Raw genomic sequence first — 13,207 nt, forward strand, 5'->3', positions numbered from 1 at the left:
TCGAACCAGTCTCGATCGCGCACCCGGCGTCGCCGGCGCTCGTGGAGCAGAACACAGTCGCTACCGCAGCGCCCACATCGCGGGCGGTGTGAGGGGTCTTCAGAGAGGGTGAGAAGCAGCGAACCGTCGGCTCGCTCCTGGCATGAATCGACGAGGCGGCCTTCCCAGAAGACCACGCCCAACATAGCATCGCACATGACGGGGAAGAGGAAGGGGATCGGTTTGTTTGGCGACTGCCAATCTACCAACCTCCGAACCGTCAACCACTACTTCCCCCAGATCGCGCGAAGAACCTTTTTTCTTGGACAGTCGTCGTCGGCCCCTGGCGCCCGGGCGGGACGCGGGCAAGACTTCAGCAAAAAGTCATGGAGATGGAGACGATGCCTGCAAGCGAACCCAAGGGCACTCGGTCAGTGCGGATCGGCGTCGGCGGCATTCCCGGTCAGCCGGAGCCGGACCTGCCCGACCAGCCGGCCAGACCGTTGCCGCCGCAGCCCACCGAGCCGGACGAACCCGGGGTGCCGGACCAACTGCCGCTGGTGTCGAGCGCCTGAGCGTGGGCAAAAGAAAGGGGCGCCCGTGGCGCCCCGAAGTGATCTCTAGGAGTAAGTCCGTTCACTGGGACCCTGATACCGGCGGGAAGTTCAGCGCCGGGAGTTCCGGTCATTTCTGCGGAATCAGCATCAGCCGCCGGGTGCCGTAGACCTTGTCGAGGTTCTGCGGCTGGAACGGGAAGCTCTGATACTGGCCGTTGCGCCAGGCCTCGATGCCGTCGGCGTAGTGCGGGCTGGCTGGGTTGCCGGACTGCCCGGAGCTGTTGGCACCATACATCGGCTCCTCCTGGGCGAAGTCCACCACGATGCGCATCGCTGGGATCAGCCAGGTGTCGAAGTTCTGGCCCCAGTGGTAGGCGGAAACGTTGAGGGTGGTGTGGTCGCCACCGGCCGGATAGGGGCCGCGGTCCAGGTAGCCCTTGATGGCGTTGATCCCGGCGCGCTGGCTGGCGCTCAGGTAGGGCGCCAGCTTGGTGGTCTCGGTGGCCCAGGTGTAGCTGTGCAGCTTGCCCCACTGCCAGGCCTTGCGGTCGCTGCCCAGACGTTTTTCCAACAGGCTCACCGCCGCCGCCAGGCTGCGCGCGAGTATCGCTGGCTTGTCCTCCTGCTGCGGAGTGCCGACGTCGTCCCAGAACGGGCTGTCGTCCCGGCCGAGCAAGTGGTCGGCTTGCGCCGAGTAGGAGAGGTCTGCCAGGTCCACCAGGGCCTGCCAGGCCGGGCTATCCTCCGGGCCCAGCTCGTCGAGGAAGATGTGTCGGGCGCTTTCATGAAGGAAGGCCGAGTAGAGCGCGGCGTCTGCGGAGGCGGGCGAGAGGTTGCCGTCAAAGGCCAGCAGCCGGTCGAGGGCTGCCTGCGCCTTGCCGCGCTCGGTGGCCGGCAGGGCACGGATCGCCTGGCGCAGCGGCTCGGCCATGCCGGGGGCCTGGAACATCGCCTGCAGCTTGGCGACGAAGGGCGAGGTCTGGTCCAGCTGCATGGCCATCATGCTGCGGGCGTCGTGGCGACTGCCAGCAGCCAGCTGGGCGATGCGCTCGGCGCGTTCCGGGTAGTACCAGGAGTTCGACAGCTGCATGCCGTAGCCGGCCGGAACCGTGCGCTGGTTGGCGGTGCCCAGCCAGCCCTGGGGTGGATCCTGGTCGTAGGGATGCAGCATCGGATCGGCGAAGCCGTCCCACTCGTAGCGTCCGTCCCAGCCCGGAGAGGGCAGCAGGCCGGTGCCCTCCAGGCGGTTCGGGTAGCGTCCGGTGACCTGCCAGCCGATGTGCTGGGCGTCGGCGAACAGCATGTTCAGGGCGATGGCGCGGATCTCGCGACTGGCCTCGAAAGCTTGCTCCACCGACTGGGCGCGGGACAGTTCGAAGAAAGCGTCCAGGCTGCGGTCATCGTCCACTGGCGCGCGGCGCAGCGCCAAGCCGTAGCCGGAGCTTAGGTGCAGCGGCTGGAGCATGTGCTTGCGCTCACCGAGCACGCTGTTGAGCAGCGGGCCGTGGCGGGTTTCGTAGATGGTCTCGCGGATCGGTCGGCCGCCCTTGACGAAGAAGGTCTCCTGACGCTCGCGGGCCGGCAGCCACTGGCCGTCTGCCAGGTAGTAGAGGCGCTCGCCCTGGCGGCGCACCTGCTCGAGGAACAAGTCCTGATTGTCGCCCATCACCATGGTCATGCCCCAGGCGAGCTTGCCGTTGTAGCCGGCCACCACCGCGGGCACCCCGGCGACGCTGACCCCAGCGGCCTGGAAGCGTGGCGAGCGGATCTGCACGAAGTTCCACGCCGAAGGCATGGACAGCGGCAGGTGGGTGTCGTTGGCCAGCAGGCTCTTGCCGCTGCGGCTGAGCTGTGGGGCGATCGCCCAGTTATTGGAGGCGGCGACGCCGAGCTTGTCGAGGCGGGCGATGGCTCCGGCGGTGGCGCCGAGAGCGGCCAGGCCGGGGATCTGTCCGCCGAGGTTGAGGCCCTTGAGCTTCTCGGCCTCGGCGAAGGGCAGCGGTTCGTCCGGGTAGGTGGGCAGCAGCCAGGCCAGCTTGTCGGCGCCGACCCGCTGGGCGAGCACCAGCGCGGCGATCTCCTCCTGCAGGTTGACCGCCAGGCCGAAGTTCAGCAGGCAGAACACCAGCACCGAGTCCTCCGGCTTCCAGTAGGCCGGGCGATAGCCGGACTGGGCCAGGTCCATCGGCAGCTTGTCGCGGTAGCGGAACAGGTAGGCGTTGACCCCGCGGGCGTACACCTCGAAGAACGCTTTCAGACGCGGCGAGGCGTTCCGGTAGAGGGTCTCAGCCTCGTCACGCAAATTGACCGCGCGCATGAAGCGGTCGATATCCAGCACCCCGGGACCGACCATCTCCGCTAGCCGGCCCTCGGCCATCAGGCGCATGCCGACCATTTGGCTGAGGCGGTCGCTGGCGTGCACGTAGCCCAGGGCGAACAGAGCGTCGTGGAAGTTGGTGGTCTCGATCAGCGGCATGCCCAGGGCGTTGCGGCGGATGGAGACGCTTTCCGCCAGGCCCTTGATCGGCTGCGTGCCGCTGGTGGGCGGCAGGCTGGCGGCGTACTGGGCGTTCAGCCAGCTCTGGCAGCCGGCCAGGCCGGCAAGTCCGGTGAACAGGGCAGCGGCCGTGGCGAGGCCGAGGAATCGCGAGAAGGCTGGCGAGGCCATGGGGACAGGCTCCTGCGGAGGGGGTGGCATTGGGCTGCGCTACGTTAGTGAGCGACGCCGGGCCGTGCAAGACATGCCAGGGAGAATAGCCGGGGCGAAGGGCGAGAGGGCTCAGGCCCGGAAAAAGGCGGGCCCGCGTGCTGCGGGCCCGTCGGAACTGCCGGGGGCGCTCAGGCGCCGTGGCACTTCTTGAATTTCTTCCCGCTGCCGCAGGGGCAGGGATCGTTGCGGCCGACGTCTCTCAGCGCATTGCGCACTGGCGCCTGGTGGCCGTGGTTGCAATGCGGGCCGTGCACGTGACCATGGTCATGATCGTGGTCGTGATTGCAATCGGGGCCGTGAACGTGGGGTTGCTGCGTCATGAAGCACTACTCCGGGATGAAATCGCCGGGAATTATCTCGCCATTTCGGCTCAGGTGCACGCTACGGCCGAACAGGAAGCCGGTCTTCACCTCGCCCTGCAAGCGGTAGCGGATCGGCTCTTCCGGGCTCTCCAGCAGCTTGACGATGGGTTTCACGTGGCGCCAGAGGTTGGTGCGCACCGGTACCTCGAAGACCTTGTGGCCGTGGGCGGGGATGGTGAAGCGGCTATTGGACTCGCCGTCGGCGAGCTTCATCTCGTTGAGGTAGACGCTGTAGTTCAGGCCGCGGATGGTGAGGCTGGCCGGGTTCGGGTTGTCGATGCGAAAGCGCAGCAGGAAGCGCTGTTCCAGCAGCTTGGCCCTGACCACCTCCACTTCCAGCAGATGGACGGCAGGATCCTTGAAGCTGCTCCACATGGATGAGCAGCCGGAGAGCCCCAAGCTCAGAGCCAGGATGGCGACAAATCTGAGAATTCTTATCATTTGTGCCTGTAAAGGCATTTCAATACTCCGTTTGCTCCCCCAGTGTGTAACAAGCGCGTGTCTGGCTGCAACGTTGTGGGCAGGAAAAAACCTGCGCCATACTGGTCGCCGAATGGGACAGGAGTGTGACCATGAGCCTCTATGAAATCGCTTTCTCCGGTCAGTTGGTGCCCGGTGCCGATTCGGAACAGGTCCGTACCAATCTGGCCAGGCTGTTCCAGGCGGATGCACAACGCATCGCCGCGCTGTTCTCCGGCCGGCGTATCGTAATCAAGAACGGCCTGGATGCCAGCACGGCGGAGAAATATCGCCTGGCCATGGAAAGGGCCGGTGCCCGCGCCGAGGTTGTGGAAATGGCCGTGGAGGTCGAGGAGGTGGAGCTGGCTCCGCCACCGCCGGTCGAGCCCGCGCCGGCAGCGCGCCCGCGCCGCCTGCAGGTGGCGCCGCGCGACGAGTACATGGCAGCCTTCAGCGAGGTGGATGCGCCGGACTTCGGCCTCGCTCCGCTGGGGGCCGATCTGCAGGATGCTAGGCCGGAGCCGGTGGCGCCCCGGGTGGACCTGACCCAGTTCAGCCTGGCGCCGGTGGGCAGCGACATGGGGCAGGCCAAGGCGCTGCCCGCCGCGCCGCCACCGGACACCTCCCACCTGCGTCTGCAGGATTGAGGTCACTCCGGACGCGCTTCCCGCGCTCCAACGAAAAAACGCGTCAGGCCGGTTTCCCCGTCTGACGCGTTTTTCGTTGCTCCCGGGCGCGCTCAGATGAAGCCGGCGCAGCACTTCTTGAACTTCAGGCCGCTGCCGCAGGGGCAGGGGTCGTTGCGCCCCGACTTGAGCGGCACCGTGGGATCGAGGAAGTACCACTGGCCGTCGCACTGCACGAAGCCGGAGCGTTCGCGGTGCACTTGCTCGCCCTGGCCGTCGTGCCAGCGGGCGGTGAAGGTGACGAAGGCATGCTCCGGCTTGCCGCCGAGCACCTCCGAGCTTTCCACTTCCAGTCCCAGCCAGGTGCTCTGGCTGCTCCAGGCCAGCAGGGCGGCGCGGTCCAGACCGGCCTGCTGGGCCGGCAGCGTGGTCCGCACCAGATAGTCGATCAGGCCCAGCACGTAGGCGCTGTAGCGCGAGCGCATCAGATGCTCGGCGCTGGGGGCCGGCGTACCGGCATGGTAACGGCCGCAGCAGTCGTCCAGATGACTGCCGCTGCCGCAGGGGCAGGTCGTCTCCATGGTCACCACCAGTATTTCCCGAAGTTCTCCGGATTGGCCCAGAACTTGGCGTTCAGCCAGTCCGGCACCTGTTTGTACTCGTGCAGATCGTAGGTGAAAAGGGTCAGGGTCTGGGCATCGCGGCGGAAGCGTTCGCTGGCCTGTAGGGCCAGGGCGAAGAACTCGGTTTCCTGCCAGCCGCAGGCGGTGAGGTCGACCAGCACGGCGAGGCGACTGGCGTTGAGGTTGCGGATGCCGCCGAGCAGTTCCAGGGCGGTGCGTTTCGGCAGATGCTCCAGGCAGTCGGCGACCAGCGCCAGGTCGAAGCGCCGCGCGGCCAGCTCGACGGGTAGCGGACCGGCCGGTGCGCGGGCGATCTCGCGGTCCGGATGGGCCTCGGCGTAGGCGTGCAGGGCGGGCAGGTCGCTGTCGCTCACCAGCAGCAGGCTGGCCGGGGCATAACGGTCGAGCAGGGCGGCCACGGCTTGTTGCGGAGTCCGCGAGGAATGCTTGTCAGTCATCGAAAATCCTCGAACAGGGCCGCAAAGACTAGAGGGAAACGGGGAAATGGCCTAGTGCTGGCGGATTTTTGTACGGCCGTCTTTACTCAGGAAACCGTCGGTCGTCGGCCGATTCCTCTGAGGAGAAAAACGCATGAGCATCACAAGGACAGCTGTACCTCTGATTCTAGCCAGCGTCCTCCTGTCCGGTTGCGCCGGGTTGCAGAAGGACGACTGGCCCAAGTGTGCGGCCGTGGGCGGTGTGGTCGGCGCCGGCCTGGGCGCGATCGAAAGCAGCTCCTGGGCCGGTTGGGGCGTGCTGGTGGGTGGTGCGACCGCCGCCGCCTACTGCTGGGTGCATGGAGACGGTGACGAGGATGGTGATGGCGTGCCGGACAGCCGCGACAAGTGCCCGGGAACGCCGCCGAACACCCCGGTCGACGCCAATGGCTGCCCGCCACAGGTGGAAACGGTGGTGGAGGAAGCCGCCCCGATGCCGGCGCAGGAAACCATCGTGGTCCGCGACCTGCTGTTCGAGTTCGACTCCGCGCGTCTGACCGAGTCGGACAAGTCGATCCTGGACACCGTAGCCAGCCGGCTGCGCAACGAAGCGCCGAATGCCCGTCTGACCATCACCGGGCATACCGACAGCGTCGGTTCTGAGGCCTACAACCAGCAGCTCTCCGAACGCCGTGCCCAGTCGGTGGCCGACTATCTGGTGGGCAGCGGAGTGCCGCGCTCCAGCATCGTCTCGGTACAGGGCGCCGGGGAAAGCCAGCCGGTGGCCGACAACTCCACGGACAGCGGCCGGGCCCAGAACCGCCGGGTGGAAATCCTCGTCGAGCGCTAGTCCCTTGTCCTCTTGGCTGCCACGCGTACCGCGGTGCCGTGGCAGCACGCTTTTCCTCCTATCCGTTGGTGAGTTTGCCCGATCCGTGGCCTGCTACGTTGTTGCCGGCGCGCCTTGCGGGTATGGTGCGCAGCAGAAGAAAACACCAATGCTTGCCGCCTAGGCGCGGCCATGACCGGGGACGGGGATGAAAGTCGTTCTGCAAGTGGGCAAGGCGCTTGCCTTGCTGTTCTGGGGGGCCGTTCTGGTCAATCTGTCCGAACCGTTCGCACAGCCCTTCGCCGGGTTGCTCCAGCTGGCAGGCGCGCTCCTAGTGGGGCTCCACCTGCTGCAGCTGGTGCTGTTCGGGGCCTGTCTGCGGGGCGCGCCGAGGCTTTGGCTGGCGCGACTGCAGGTGCTGCTGTTCGGCGCCTTCCAGTTGTTCGATGCGTACGAGGCTCAGCCGGCCGTCATGCCGGTCGGGGCATCGGCGTTGGAGGGCGTACAGCATGCGTAAAGCACTTCTGCTCGCCGCCTTCTGTGCCAGCGTCGCGCAGGCCGAGACCAGCATCGAGGTGCGTCCCAATACTCTGCTACGTCTGCCCACCACCAGCGCCCAGTTGGCGCTCGACCGGCTGGAGGTCGGCGACGCCGGTACCCTGCTGATTCCCGCCGGACTCGACGAGATCCGTGTCGGCGAGCTGCGTCTGGGGCGTGAGGCGAGCATCGGCATCGCGCCGAGCGAGTCTTCCGTCTGGAAGCACGGCAAGCCGTGCTGGGCGAGGGAAGCCGGATCAGTGCCCGCGGCGCGGCGGGCAACCACCAGCGGCCGGCGACCGCCGGGCGCGACCTGAGTCTGCGCCTGGAAAGAGCCGAGGTGACCGGGCTTACCCTAGACGTGCGCGGCGGCCGGGGCGCACCGGGCTACCGCGGTCTGGATGGAGCCGATGGAAAGGCCGGCGGCTGCCTGTGGGGCAGTGCCCGCCGGGGTCACGATGGCCAGGCCGGCGGCGACGGCCAGTCCGGCGGCCAGGGCGGGCGCATCCGTCTGGAGGTGCCGGAGGACTTTCCTGCCGAGCGTCTCCAGGTGCTGCTGCAGGGCGGCCCGGGCGGCGAGCCCGGCGCGGGCGGGCAGGGCGGTCGGGCTGGCAAGGCCAAGGGCTGCTGGCTGTACCGTGTCGCCGGGGCTGGCGGTGGCCGCCCCGGTCTGGCCGGCCAGCCTGGAGCGAGTGGGGCGGACGGGGCCTTGGAGCTGGTGCGTCTCACCGCGCCGGCGGAAGAGTCCGTCGGGGCCCTGACTCGCGGCGCGGAAGAGTCCGCGGAGTAGGGCGGCTCTCCCGCGCAAGGCGAGGCAGTCCGGCTCCCGCGCCTCTAGGCTGCCGGCTACAGGGTGGGGCGGAGGGCGGTCACGACCACCAACAGCAGGCCGATCAGCAGGTTGAAGCCCACCACCCGGCGGATCCGCCCCAGCACATTGCCGCCGGTCGGCCAGTCGCCGGCGTCGATGGCGCGGCGCAGCTCCGGCAGCAGCAGGGCCTGGATGCGCAGGAACAGCGCCAGCATGGCGATGTACAGGCCCATCATGATCTGCACGTAGCGCGGTGCGCCCTCCAGGCCGCTGAAGTGCATGTGCAGCATGCCCATGCCGCTGACCGGCAGCAGCACCACCGCGCCCCACACCCAGGTGAAGAAGCGGCGGAAGACCTCGGCCCACAGCTTCAGCCGTTGCGGTGCCTCCAGGGCGGCGACGGCGGCGGGGCGCAGGACCATCCAGGCGAAGAACATGCCGCCCACCCAGACCAGGGCGGCGAGCAGGTGTACGGCATACAGGGCAGCGAAGGCTGTCATCGGTTTCTCCATCGGGCTTCGGTGTGGCGCGCGAGCATAACCTATCGGTAAACTACTGAAAATTTATCCAGTCTCCCGCACGCCCATTCCCATGCTCAGCGCCGAACTCAAGTCCCAGATCCAGGGCGCCTATTCCCGCTTTCTCGAGGCCAAGGGGCTCAAGCCCCGCTATGGCCAGCGCCTGATGATCGCCGAGGTGGCCAAGGTGCTGGGGGCGATCAAGCCCGACGAGGAAGGCCACCGCGACGGCGAGCCGGCGGTGGTGGCGGTGGAAGCCGGCACCGGCACCGGCAAGACCGTGGCCTACAGCCTGGCGGCGATCCCCGCGGCCAAGGCGGCCGGCAAGCGCCTGGTGATCGCCACCGCCACCGTGGCGCTGCAGGAGCAGATCGTCCACAAGGACCTGCCGGACCTGATCCGCAACAGCGGCCTGTCTTTCAGCTTCGCCCTGGCCAAGGGGCGCGGCCGCTACCTATGCCTGTCGCGGCTCGACGCCCTGCTCCAGGAAGGCCAGGCGCAGAGCGCCACCGCCCAGCTGTTCGCCGACGAGGGCTTCCGCATCGACGTCGACGAGGCCAGCCAGAAGCTCTACACCGGCATGGTGGAGAAGCTCGCGGGCAACCGCTGGGACGGCGATCGCGACACCTGGCCGGAGGAGCTGGACGACCAGGTGTGGAGCCGGCTGACCACCGACCACAGCCAGTGCACCAACAGGCACTGCCCGAACTTCCAGCAGTGCGCCTTCTACAAGGCGCGCGAGGGCATGACCAAGGTGGACGTGATCGTCACCAACCACGACATGGTGCTGGCCGACCTGGCCCTGGGGGGCGGCGCGGTGCTGCCGGACCCGCGCGACACCATCTACGTGTTCGACGAAGGCCACCACCTGCCGGACAAGGCCATCGGCCACTTCGCCCACTTCACCCGCCTGCGCTCCACCGCCGACTGGCTCGGCCAGGTGGACAAGAACCTCACCAAGCTGCTTGCTCAGCATCCGCTGCCCGGCGACCTCGGCCGGCTGCTCGAGCAGGTGCCGGAGCTGGCCCGCGAGCTGCGCACCCAGCAGCAGTTCATGTTCACCCTCTGCGAGCAGTTGGCCGACTTCCGCGCCGGCGAGGACATGGAGGGCCGCGAGCGGCCGCGGCATCGCTTCGAGGGCGGCGTGGTGCCCGAGCACCTGCGCGAGCCGGGCATCGAGCTGAAGAAGGGCTTCGCCCGTCTCACCGACCTGTTCACCCGTCTGGCCGAACTGCTCAAGGAGGCCATGGACGGCGAGGGCAGCGTGGGCATTCCCAGCCACCAGGCCGAGGAGTGGTACCCGCTGTTCGGCAGCCTGCTGGCCCGCGCCCAGGGCAACTGGGAGCTGTGGGGCGCTTTCACCTCGGAGGATCCGGAGGACAGCCCGCCCATGGCGCGCTGGCTGACTCTGGTGGAGAGCGGCGTGCTGTTCGACATCGAGGTCAACGCCAGTCCGATCCTCGCCGCCGAGACCCTGCGTCGCAATCTCTGGAACGTCGCCTACGGTGCCCTGGTGACCTCCGCCACGCTCACCGCGCTGAACAGCTTCGACCGCTTCCGCATGCGCGCCGGGCTGCCCAGGTCGGCAGTCACCGTGGTGGTGCCCAGCCCGTTCCGCCACGCCGAGGCCGGTCTGCTACGGGTTCCGGATCTCAAGGCCGACCCGCGCGATGCGGCGGCGCACACCGCGGCGATCATCCGCGAGCTGCCGGCGCTGGTGGAGGGCACCCGCGGCACTCTGGTGCTGTTCTCCTCGCGCAGGCAGATGCAGGACGTGTTCGACGGTCTCGACCGTGAATGGCGCCGCCGCGTGTTGATCCAGGGCAACCTGTCCAAGCAGGAGACCCTCAGCAAGCACAAGGCGCGGGTCGACGAGGGTGAACCCAGCGTGCTGTTCGGCCTGGCTAGCTTCGCCGAGGGCGTCGACCTGCCCGGCGCCTACTGCGAGCACGTGGTGATCGCCAAGATTCCCTTCGCGGTGCCGGACGATCCGGTGGAAGCGGCGCTCGCCGAGTGGATCGAGGCGCGGGGCGGCAACCCCTTCATGGAAATCGCCGTGCCCGACGCCTCGCTGCGCCTGGTGCAGGCCTGCGGGCGCCTGCTGCGCACCGAGACGGACCGCGGCACCATCACCCTGCTGGACCGCCGGGTGGTCACCCAGCGCTACGGCAAGGCGATCCTCAACGCGCTGCCACCTTTCCGTCGCGAGATCGCCTGAGCGCTCGTTTCCGGGGGCGGCGATGGATATGCTTGGCATCTTCCTTCCCGGGGCCGGCGCGCGCAGCGGGCCGCCAGGCCGTGACGGAGCCTTGTCGGACACCGATCGATGTCCGGTTCCGGACCACCTTCGGGAATGCCATGTCGCTCAGGAGTTCTCGTCGATGATCCTCCGTTCCCTGCTCGCCGCCGCCTGCGTCCTGCCGTTGTGGGCCAGTGCGGCCAGTCAGCAGACCTTGTTCAACTTCGTCAGCCCCACCGACGCGGTGCGCGTCGAGCTGCAACACGCCCTGTTGCCCTCGCTGACCGGTGAGGACACCGCGGAAGGAGAGATCCTCCGGCGGATCACCTTCAACCCGGGCCAGCAGCCCAGCCTGCGTCTGATTCCGCAGGGCGGCCAGTGGGATTGGTCGCAGGCGCAGTTGATGAGTCTGCGCATCCAGAACGCCATGGACTGGGCGATCACCCTGCTGGTGCGCATCGAGAGCGCCGACGGCAAGAGCCTCACCAGCCGGGTGGCGTTGCCCGCCGGCCCGGCGCAAAATCTGCTGGTGCCGCTGCAGGCCAGCTCGCCGCTGGCCCACGGCATGCGTGCCGCACCGCCGATGCCGTGGTACCACAAGGGCAAGCGCACCCTGCTCGCCACGGACGTGGAAGGCGAACTGGACCCGGCCAGGGTCACCGCGGTGAGCCTGGCCCTGGAGAATCCCAAGGCGGCACAGAGCATCCTGATCGGCCGCTTCGGCGTCCTGGCCGGCGAGGAAGTGGAGCAGGCCGCCTATGCCGGACTGGTGGACGGCTACGGCCAGTACACCCGGCTGCGCTGGCCGGAGAAGGTGAGCAAGGACGAGGAGCTGCGCACCGCCGCTGCCAGGGAGGCTGCGCAGTTGCAGAAGTGGCTACAGGAACGGCCGAAGACCGATGCCTACGGCGGCCTGCTGGACGGGCCGAAGTTCGAGGCCGGCAACTTCTTCCGCACCGAGAAGCGCGACGGCCGTTGGTACCTGGTCACCCCGGACGGCCATGCTTTCTACTCCCTGGGTGTCAACACCGTGAGCCTGGGCCACAGCGCGACCTACGTGGAAGGCCGCGAGGCCATGTTCACCAGCCTGCCGAAGGAGGGCGAGCCGCTTGCCGCCTTCTACGGGCAGAGCGACAGCCGCAGCGACGGCGGCGCCAACCGCGGTCGGGCCTTCGCCAGCGGGCGCTGGTACGACTTCTACCGCGCCAACCTGTACCGCACCTACGGCAAGACGGACTGCGCGCCGCCCGCTGCGCAGGCGGCCGCCAGCGGGGCGACGACCGAGTCTCCCGCGGTCACCGCGCCGTCCTGCCTGTCGCCGGACGTCGACCTGCCGCGCTGGACCGGTCACGCCCTGGACCGCCTGCAGGCCTGGGGCTTCAACACCCTGGGCAACTGGAGTGACGCCGAGCTGGGCCAGGCCGCGCGGGTGCCCTATACCATTCCTTTGTCGATCAGCGGCGACTACGCCACCATCAGCACCGGGCTGGACTGGTGGGGCGGGATGCCCGATCCCTTCGACCCGCGCTTCGCCATGGCTGCCGAACGGGCCATCGCCATCGCCACCCGCGACCACCGCGACGATCCCTGGCTGCTCGGCTACTTCGCCGACAACGAGCTGCCCTGGGCCGGTCCGGGGGAGGGCCCGCGGGCCCGCTACGCACTGGCCTACGGCACCCTGCGACTGAGCACCGACGTGCCGGCCAAGCGTGCCTTCCTCAAGCTGCTACGCGACAAGTACCGCAATCACGAGGGCCTGTCCCGGGCCTGGGGCATCGAACTGCCGGCCTGGGAGCTGCTGGAGGATCCGGGCTTCGAGGCGCCCCTGCCGAACCCGGCGTATCCGGCCATCGAGCAGGATCTCCAGGACTTCCAGCGGCTGTTCGCCGATGCCTACTTCAAGACCATCGCCGACTCCCTGAAATGGCACGCCCCCAACCACCTGCTGCTGGGCGGCCGCTTCGCCAGCGCGACGCCCGAGGCGGTGGCCTCCTGCGCCCGTTACTGCGACGTGCTGAGCTTCAACCTCTACACCCGCGAGCCGCAGCACGGCTACGACTTTGCCGCCCTGCGCGCGCTGGACAAGCCGGTGCTGGTCAGCGAATTCCACTTCGGCTCCCGTGACCGCGGGCCCTTCTGGGGCGGCCTGCAGGAGGTCTACAAGGAAGAGGAGCGCGGCCAAGCCTACGCCCACTACCTGCAGAAGGCCCTGGAGGAGCCGCTGATCGTCGGCGTGCACTGGTTCCAGTACCTCGACCAGCCGGTGACCGGCCGCCTGCTGGACGGCGAGAACGGCCACCTGGGCCTGGTGGGCATCACCGACCGACCCTGGCAGGGCTTCGTCGCCGCGGTGCGCAAGGCCAACCTGGAGCTGGGCCGGCAACTGCTGACCGATGCCGGCAGGCGCGCCGCCGCGGCGCAGCAGGCCGAGGCGACGCAGCCAGGCGCTGCCGGGCAGGCCGATCGGCCGGACAGGCTGGCCCATCCCGAATCTCCAGGGCCGGCCGGGCAATAGCCCTC

The 13,207-nt window shown here is 68.4% G+C and carries 12 protein-coding genes and 1 pseudogene; 7 read left to right on the top strand and 6 right to left on the bottom strand.

From position 1 onward, the window contains the following. The first annotated feature begins 380 nt into the window (after positions 1-380). Entirely contained in the window at positions 381-554 is a 174-nt protein-coding gene (locus H165_RS19790; RefSeq protein ID WP_169333532.1) for a hypothetical protein, read from the top strand. A 109-nt stretch (positions 555-663) separates the two neighbouring features. Here the strand turns inward: H165_RS19790 and H165_RS0113740 are convergent, their stop codons facing one another. The 3 genes from H165_RS0113740 to H165_RS0113745 form a co-directional block, all read right to left on the bottom strand. After that, a complete protein-coding gene (locus tag H165_RS0113740; protein ID WP_017939514.1) occupies positions 664-3,204 on the bottom strand; it encodes a penicillin acylase family protein in 2,541 nt (846 codons plus the stop codon). Between the two features lie 170 nt (positions 3,205-3,374). After that, positions 3,375-3,566 carry an SEC-C metal-binding domain-containing protein gene (locus tag H165_RS19255; protein WP_040640654.1) on the bottom strand — a complete coding sequence of 64 codons (192 nt, stop codon included), beginning with the start codon at positions 3,564-3,566 and terminating at the stop codon, positions 3,375-3,377. Positions 3,567-3,572: 6 nt separating this feature from the next. Beyond that, a complete protein-coding gene (locus H165_RS0113745) occupies positions 3,573-4,067 on the bottom strand; it encodes an LEA/WHy family protein (RefSeq protein ID WP_026146631.1) in 495 nt (164 codons plus the stop codon). A gap of 113 nt (positions 4,068-4,180) precedes the next feature. On the opposite strand from H165_RS0113745, the gene H165_RS0113750 reads away from it, so the two are divergent. Then, positions 4,181-4,714, top strand: a complete 534-nt coding sequence (locus H165_RS0113750) for a hypothetical protein (protein WP_017939516.1) — start codon at positions 4,181-4,183, stop codon at positions 4,712-4,714. A gap of 92 nt (positions 4,715-4,806) precedes the next feature. Here H165_RS0113750 and H165_RS0113755 read toward each other — a convergent pair whose 3' ends face one another. Together H165_RS0113755 and H165_RS0113760 are read right to left on the bottom strand one after the other, a co-directional pair. Continuing rightward, the gene (locus tag H165_RS0113755) at positions 4,807-5,274 is read right to left on the bottom strand and encodes a YchJ family protein (protein WP_026146632.1); all 468 of its coding nucleotides are present in this window, start codon (positions 5,272-5,274) and stop codon (positions 4,807-4,809) included. Positions 5,275-5,276: 2 nt separating this feature from the next. Further along, a complete protein-coding gene (locus H165_RS0113760; protein ID WP_017939518.1) occupies positions 5,277-5,774 on the bottom strand; it encodes a DUF6231 family protein in 498 nt (165 codons plus the stop codon). 133 nt (positions 5,775-5,907) lie between these two features. On the opposite strand from H165_RS0113760, the gene H165_RS0113765 reads away from it, so the two are divergent. From H165_RS0113765 to H165_RS18625, 3 genes and pseudogenes are all read left to right on the top strand, one after another. After that, positions 5,908-6,603, top strand: coding sequence for a PA1041 family peptidoglycan-binding anchor lipoprotein (locus H165_RS0113765; RefSeq protein WP_026146633.1), 696 nt, complete (start codon positions 5,908-5,910; stop codon positions 6,601-6,603). Between the two features lie 187 nt (positions 6,604-6,790). Continuing rightward, positions 6,791-7,099 carry a DUF1145 domain-containing protein gene (locus H165_RS0113770; RefSeq protein WP_017939520.1) on the top strand — a complete coding sequence of 103 codons (309 nt, stop codon included), beginning with the start codon at positions 6,791-6,793 and terminating at the stop codon, positions 7,097-7,099. After that, positions 7,092-7,909 (top strand): annotated as a pseudogene (locus tag H165_RS18625) (collagen-like protein). The gene H165_RS0113770 and the pseudogene H165_RS18625 overlap by 8 nt, the downstream one beginning before the upstream one ends. Before the next feature lie 56 nt (positions 7,910-7,965). Here the strand turns inward: H165_RS18625 and H165_RS0113780 are convergent. Then, positions 7,966-8,430 carry a CopD family protein gene (locus tag H165_RS0113780; RefSeq protein ID WP_017939522.1) on the bottom strand — a complete coding sequence of 155 codons (465 nt, stop codon included), beginning with the start codon at positions 8,428-8,430 and terminating at the stop codon, positions 7,966-7,968. 91 nt (positions 8,431-8,521) lie between these two features. Between H165_RS0113780 and dinG the strand changes: the two genes are divergently transcribed. Together dinG and H165_RS0113790 are read left to right on the top strand one after the other, a co-directional pair. Further along, the gene (gene dinG / locus H165_RS0113785) at positions 8,522-10,666 is read left to right on the top strand and encodes an ATP-dependent DNA helicase DinG (protein WP_017939523.1); all 2,145 of its coding nucleotides are present in this window, start codon (positions 8,522-8,524) and stop codon (positions 10,664-10,666) included. Positions 10,667-10,832: 166 nt separating this feature from the next. Next, positions 10,833-13,202 carry a beta-agarase gene (locus tag H165_RS0113790; RefSeq protein WP_420493624.1) on the top strand — a complete coding sequence of 790 codons (2,370 nt, stop codon included), beginning with the start codon at positions 10,833-10,835 and terminating at the stop codon, positions 13,200-13,202. Positions 13,203-13,207: the final 5 nt, after the last annotated feature.

The sequence above is a fragment of the Pseudomonas thermotolerans DSM 14292 genome (genome assembly GCF_000364625.1).
Lineage (GTDB): Bacteria > Pseudomonadota > Gammaproteobacteria > Pseudomonadales > Pseudomonadaceae > Aquipseudomonas > Aquipseudomonas thermotolerans.

Excerpts from the sequence above, each read along its gene's own strand:
- H165_RS19790 (WP_169333532.1), top strand. The coding sequence starts at position 381 with ATGCCTGCAAGCGAACCCAAGGGCACTCGGTCAGTGCGGATCGGCGTC.
- H165_RS0113740 (WP_017939514.1), bottom strand. The coding sequence starts at position 3,204 with ATGGCCTCGCCAGCCTTCTCGCGATTCCTCGGCCTCGCCACGGCCGCT.
- H165_RS19255 (WP_040640654.1), bottom strand. The coding sequence starts at position 3,566 with ATGACGCAGCAACCCCACGTTCACGGCCCCGATTGCAATCACGACCAC.
- H165_RS0113745 (WP_026146631.1), bottom strand. The coding sequence starts at position 4,067 with ATGCCTTTACAGGCACAAATGATAAGAATTCTCAGATTTGTCGCCATC.
- H165_RS0113750 (WP_017939516.1), top strand. The coding sequence starts at position 4,181 with ATGAGCCTCTATGAAATCGCTTTCTCCGGTCAGTTGGTGCCCGGTGCC.
- H165_RS0113755 (WP_026146632.1), bottom strand. The coding sequence starts at position 5,274 with ATGGAGACGACCTGCCCCTGCGGCAGCGGCAGTCATCTGGACGACTGC.
- H165_RS0113760 (WP_017939518.1), bottom strand. The coding sequence starts at position 5,774 with ATGACTGACAAGCATTCCTCGCGGACTCCGCAACAAGCCGTGGCCGCC.
- H165_RS0113765 (WP_026146633.1), top strand. The coding sequence starts at position 5,908 with ATGAGCATCACAAGGACAGCTGTACCTCTGATTCTAGCCAGCGTCCTC.
- H165_RS0113770 (WP_017939520.1), top strand. The coding sequence starts at position 6,791 with ATGAAAGTCGTTCTGCAAGTGGGCAAGGCGCTTGCCTTGCTGTTCTGG.
- H165_RS0113780 (WP_017939522.1), bottom strand. The coding sequence starts at position 8,430 with ATGACAGCCTTCGCTGCCCTGTATGCCGTACACCTGCTCGCCGCCCTG.
- dinG (WP_017939523.1), top strand. The coding sequence starts at position 8,522 with ATGCTCAGCGCCGAACTCAAGTCCCAGATCCAGGGCGCCTATTCCCGC.